Annotated in this window: 7 protein-coding genes; all 7 read right to left on the bottom strand. The window is 67.1% G+C overall.

The annotated features are described in order from the left end of the window. The coding region (locus tag WAS25_RS14130) for a response regulator (RefSeq protein ID WP_422313208.1) at positions 1–452 on the bottom strand (452 nt) is incomplete at its 3' end. Between the two features lie 8 nt (positions 453–460). Then, a complete protein-coding gene (locus WAS25_RS14135) occupies positions 461–1324 on the bottom strand; it encodes an HDOD domain-containing protein (RefSeq protein WP_422313210.1) in 864 nt (287 codons plus the stop codon). A 1-nt stretch (position 1325) separates the two neighbouring features. After that, positions 1326–2174: an HDOD domain-containing protein gene (locus WAS25_RS14140; protein ID WP_422313212.1), complete on the bottom strand. Its 849-nt coding sequence runs from the start codon at positions 2172–2174 to the stop codon at positions 1326–1328. Positions 2175–2191: 17 nt separating this feature from the next. Continuing rightward, positions 2192–3049 carry a CheR family methyltransferase gene (locus tag WAS25_RS14145; protein ID WP_291200948.1) on the bottom strand — a complete coding sequence of 286 codons (858 nt, stop codon included), beginning with the start codon at positions 3047–3049 and terminating at the stop codon, positions 2192–2194. Between the two features lie 57 nt (positions 3050–3106). After that, positions 3107–3475, bottom strand: coding sequence for a holo-ACP synthase (locus WAS25_RS14150; protein ID WP_422313216.1), 369 nt, complete (start codon positions 3473–3475; stop codon positions 3107–3109). Further along, positions 3472–3957: a GNAT family N-acetyltransferase gene (locus WAS25_RS14155; protein ID WP_422313218.1), complete on the bottom strand. Its 486-nt coding sequence runs from the start codon at positions 3955–3957 to the stop codon at positions 3472–3474. The genes WAS25_RS14150 and WAS25_RS14155 overlap by 4 nt, the downstream gene beginning before the upstream one ends. A gap of 15 nt (positions 3958–3972) precedes the next feature. After that, positions 3973–4991 (bottom strand): ATP-dependent helicase C-terminal domain-containing protein (locus WAS25_RS14160; protein ID WP_422313220.1); only part of this gene is annotated, 1019 nt, incomplete at its 5' end.

Here is a 4991-nt window from a genome sequence, read left to right on the forward strand (position 1 = left end):
GAGGGGGCATGGGCCGGTGCGGCGGGGGCGGACGGTCCTGTCTTGTGGAAGCGGGGGCTGGTGGCCAGACGCCGCACCTTCTCCTGCAGGTCGTGCTGGATCTGGAGGATGCTCAGGCTGGCGAAGCCGCTTTCCTTGGGAATGAAGTCAAGGGCACCGAGGGAGAGGGCATCGAGTGTGGCCTGGGCACCTTCCTGGGTGAGGCTGGACACCATGAGCACCGGCATGGGGAAGTCCGCCATGATCTTCTTCAGGCAGGTGAGGCCGTCCATGCGCGGCATCTCGATGTCGAGGGTCACGATGTCGGGCTTGTGCTCCTGGATCTTCTCCAAGGCGTCGATGCCGTCCCGGGCCGTGGCGACTACGCGCAGGTCCGGTGCCTCCTCCAGCATCTTTTGGAGGGACTTCCTCATGAAGGGGCTGTCGTCCACCACCAGGATCCGGATCGTCATGTTCAGCCTCAAGCCTGGAAAGCCACTTCGACGAAGGCCAGGGCGTGGTCCACTTCGTCGTCGATGGAGAAGGTCATCCGTTCCACGTCCAGATCCTTGTGCAGGGCACCGGCCAGCACAGCCTTGAAGGCCGGCAGATCGTCGAGGGAGATCATCAATCGCTCGTCGGCGGGGCCCATGGGGATGCGGGTGCGCACCAGCAGGTCGGCCAGGTGGATGAGGTTCGGTAGGAAGTCCTCGGGCTTGGGGTCGTGGTGGTCGCGGATCACGTCCACGATGGTCTCCGGGAAAGACCAGTCGGCGGCGAGCAGGGCTCCGGCCTCGGCGTGGTCCATGCCCAGCAGGGCGCGCTCCGCGTCCACGAAGTAGGCGCCCTCGGCCACGGCCTTGAGCACTTCGGCGTAGGCTTCGGGGAAGCAGGTATCCAGGGCGATCTTCCCGATGTCATGGAGCAGGCCGCAGAGGAAGGCGGTTTCCGCCTGCCCGTGCCGCTTGGCCAGGATGCAGACGCCCTTGGCGGTGAGGCCCACGGCCACGCTGTGCTGCCAGAGCTTAAGGGCATCGAGGTGGTTCCCGCCCTTCAGGGTACGGATGACTGCCGCGCCGGTCCCGAGGTTGGCCATGGCGTCGAAGCCCAGGCGGAGCACGGCCGTCCTGAGATCCATGACGGAATCCGCGCCGGCGTACAGGGCCGAGTTAGCCAGGCGCAGCAGGGTGGCCGACAGAGAGGGGTCCTTCGAGAGGATGCCAAGGATGCGGTCCACGGTGCAGCGCTCGTCCTGAACGGCCTCACCCAGGGCCACCACCGTCAGGGGGAGGCTCGGAAGGGTCTTGGCCTTCAGGCGCGAGGTGAACTGCTCCCGGGAAATCATTTCAGAACTCCGCGATCATGGACTTGTCCTGCTCAATGGCCGTCCGGACGCCTTCCTTGATGCCGGTCAGGGCCTCGGGGCCCAGCTTCAGGATCTCCATGGCCTGCAGGGAAGCGCCTTCAAGGTGCTGGGGACTGCCGATGCCCACCTTCTCCTCCAGGGCCAGGTGGTTGGCCAGGGCCACGATGGCGGACACCTCCTGGTAATCTTCTGGCGCGTGGACGGGGTCGTGGTGGAAGCGCACGGCCGCCTGCAGGCTGGGGGCCAGGTTCCACTTGTTCACCAGGGCCTCGCCCACCATGGCGTGGTCGAAGCCGAAGGTATCCAGCTCGAGGTCCAGACAGACGCCCTGCTCGTTGTAGACCGTGCGCAGCAGGGCTCCGTAGCGCTCGGGGAACTTCACGCCCATGACCGACTTCCCGATGTCATGCAGCAGGCCGCCGATGAAGGCCTCCTCCATGCGCGGAAAGCGGAGGCTCTTCGCGAAGGCGCGGCTGGCGATGGCGGAGACGAGCGCGTGCTCCCAGATCAGCCGCTCCTGGAGACCGACGGCGCCCCGGTGGTAGAGGTTCTTGGCAGAGCTGGCGATGACCACGCTCTTGATGGTCGAAAATCCCAGGGTCATGATCGCCTGGGTCAGGGTGGTGACTTCCCGCACCATGCCGAACATGGCGGAGTTAGAGATCTTCAGGATCTGGCTGGTGAGGGCCTGGTCCATGGAGATGACCTTGCGGAGGTCCTCGGCGTTGGCGTCGGGATCGGCGGATACGCGAAGCACCTGGGAGGCCACTTGTGGAAGCGGCGGCAGGTCTCCGAGGTTGGCGATGAGTTCTTGGGGGGTGATGGGCATGTTTCGCTCCCGACGGGTCAGGTCCGCTTCCGGTAACCCATGGCCTTGCTGAAATGCAGCAGTTCAAAACCGGTGTTGAAAGCATGGATGCTTTCGCTGTGTCCCACCAGCAGATAGGCCTTGGGGTGGAGCTGGCCGTGGAAACCCTTGAGGACCTGGGATTTGACTGACTCGTCGAAGTAGATGAGGACATTCCGGCAGAAGATGACATCGAAGGCGCCTAGCTGCCGGTAGGCCGGATAGTCCACAAGGTTGAAGTTTCGCAGGCTCGTGAGCCGCTGAAGCTCGGGCTTCACCTGGAAGAGGTCCTTCCCCAGGGGGATGAAGTGGCGCTGGAGCTGGTCCGGTGTAAGGTTGCGGAGGGTGTAGCTGTTGTAGACGCCATCCTGGGCCTGGGCCAGCACCTTCTCGCTGATGTCCGTCCCCAGGATCTCCACCGTGAAGCCCCGCAGGACCGTGTCCTTCAGGTCCTGGCAGATCATGGCCAGGGTGTAGGGTTCCTCGCCGCTGGAGCAGGCCGCCGACCAGATGCGTAGCCGACTCTGCCCCCGCTCGCGCGCCTGCTTGGCCGCGTCCGGGAGCACGATGTTCTGGAAGGCCTCGATCTGGGGCGGGTTGCGCCAGAAGCTGGTCTCGTTGGTGGTGATCTCCACGAAGAGCCGCTTCAGCTCTGCAGCCCCCTGGCTGCCCTGCAGCAGGGAGAGGTAATCCCCGTAGGTCCTCAGCTTCAGCTCCCCGATCCGCTTGCTGAGCCGGTTCTCCAGGAAGTATTGCTTGGACTCGCTGAAGAAGATGCCCGACTTGGCATAGATGAAGTCCCGGAGGCTCCGGAACTCGGCAAGGGTCATCTGCTGTTTGGCCTGGAGTGGATCCATCGGGTCGTCCTGCCCCCGGGATCGGCCCGAAACGGGGACCCTTGAGTTTCAGCCCGGTTAACGCTCCAGGATGACCACGGCCAAGGCCAGGTCCCCGTCATGGCTCACGCTGCCATGCAGGACCCGGATGTCCCGGTCGGCCAGCAGATCGGCCAGGCCCCCCACGGCCCAAAGGCGGCCGTTGACGTAGCGCAGCTCCTTCCAGGACCAGCCATCCAGGCCCTGGCCCAGGGCCTTGCCGAAGGCCTCCCGCAGGGCCCAGCGCCCCGCCAGGCGCTCCGGCAGGCGCTCCCGGTTGCCCCCCAGCAGGTAGGCGGCTTCCTCTGCATGAAGGATCCGCCCGGCGCACTTCTCCGCCCCGAAGCGCTCCACCAGGTGACGCCAGCGGCTGGGGGGGCAGAGGTCTGTGCCCAGGCCGACGATCATGCCAGCTCCCGGGCGAACCAGTGGTCGCAGCCCCCGTGACCCGTGCGACCCAGGGGCGCGCAGAGGGGCTTGAAGCCGAGCTTGCCGTAGAGGCGGATGGCCTGGTCCATGCCGGAGAGGGTCTCCAGGTAGCAGGTCCGGTAGCCCAGATCCTGCGCCACCGACAGACAGTGTCGCAGCAGGGTTTCACCCATGCCCTGGCCCCGGGTCTCCTCCAGGAAGTACATCTTCCGCAGCTCGCAGACTCCGGGCTCGCCGCCTTCGAGGGCCGCGATGCCCGCACCTCCCACCACCCGGTCCTGCTCATCCACCACCACGAAGTAGGCCGAGCCGGGCTCCGAGTAGGCGGCACTCATGTGATCCACCTCGGGGTCGTGGATGGCGAAACCGGGACCATCGGCGCCGAATTCCGGCATGACCCGGCGGATGATGGCCGCCACGGCGGGATCATCCTCGGGGCGGATGGGGCGGAAGGTGAGCATGGGGAAAGGGTAGCCTCACTCCGGCCAGTGGTGCTTCGGATAGCGCCGGGAGAGCCCCGGTCGCAGCTCCTGGTAGACCCGCTGCCAGAAGCCGGCGAGGTCCGTGGTGACCTGCACGGCGCGCAGGTTGGGGGCCAGCAGGTGAAGAACCAGCGGCACGGCGCCGCCCGCCACGGCAGGGGACTTCTTCAGGCCCCAGAAGTCCTGGAGCCGCGAGGCGATCCAAGGGGGATCGTCCTCGTAGTGGACCTTGGTGGGCCGCCCCTTGGGCAGCTGGATGGCCTCGGGGGCCCAGCTGTCCAGCAGGCGGAGGGTCTCTGCGGGAAAGGCCTGCCGCAGGGCTGCGGACCAGTCCACGTCCTGGACCTCGCGCAGGGTGGATCTGCCCCGGCAGGCGCCCGCCAGGAGTGGCAGCCGTAGGTTCTCGGGCAGGCCGAGGTCCGCGCGGTGCCGTCGCAGAAAGGCCAGCCGGGCCAGCATGCGGGCAGGCACCTCGTCCAGTGGTCGCTCCATCAGGGCCTGCGCCAGCAGCTCTGCCACGCGTGGATCCGCCGGATCTGCGGGCCCTCGGCTGACGTCAAGGCTCAAGCCGTCGTAGCGGATCTCGGTCCTGCGTTCGACGCGGCCGGCCGAGGCGTTGAACACCAGCTCATCGATGTCCTCCAGCCACTCGGGGAAGGCCTCCAGCAGCCAGTCGGCTTCGCAGCGCGAGGCCTGGCGGATGAGGGTCTGGCCGCCGGTCCCCTGCTTCACGGCCTCGGCCTCCAGGGCCAGGATGAGCCCGGGTCGCCGCACGCGGCTGGCGGGGTCCAGCCTGGCGCCCCCACCTCCGGCAAAGGCGCAGGTGCCGTTGGTGGAGAGCTGTCCCACGCGATCCGGATAGGCCAGGAGCAGGGCCTTCAGTAGGCGCGTTTCTGCGTCCGCTGGCTCGGCAGGCGAGGGCAGGAAACGCGCCAGCGATTGCACCGCCCGCCGCGCCCGCTGGATGGCGGAAGCATCCAGGCCCGCGGCCCGGCAGGCGCCCGCGCCGAAGC

The organism is Geothrix sp. (assembly GCF_049292215.1).
Lineage (GTDB): Bacteria > Acidobacteriota > Holophagae > Holophagales > Holophagaceae > Geothrix.

Excerpts from the sequence above, each read along its gene's own strand:
- WAS25_RS14140 (WP_422313212.1), bottom strand. The coding sequence starts at position 2,174 with ATGCCCATCACCCCCCAAGAACTCATCGCCAACCTCGGAGACCTGCCG.
- WAS25_RS14155 (WP_422313218.1), bottom strand. The coding sequence starts at position 3,957 with ATGCTCACCTTCCGCCCCATCCGCCCCGAGGATGATCCCGCCGTGGCG.
- WAS25_RS14145 (WP_291200948.1), bottom strand. The coding sequence starts at position 3,049 with ATGGATCCACTCCAGGCCAAACAGCAGATGACCCTTGCCGAGTTCCGG.
- WAS25_RS14135 (WP_422313210.1), bottom strand. The coding sequence starts at position 1,324 with ATGATTTCCCGGGAGCAGTTCACCTCGCGCCTGAAGGCCAAGACCCTT.
- WAS25_RS14150 (WP_422313216.1), bottom strand. The coding sequence starts at position 3,475 with ATGATCGTCGGCCTGGGCACAGACCTCTGCCCCCCCAGCCGCTGGCGT.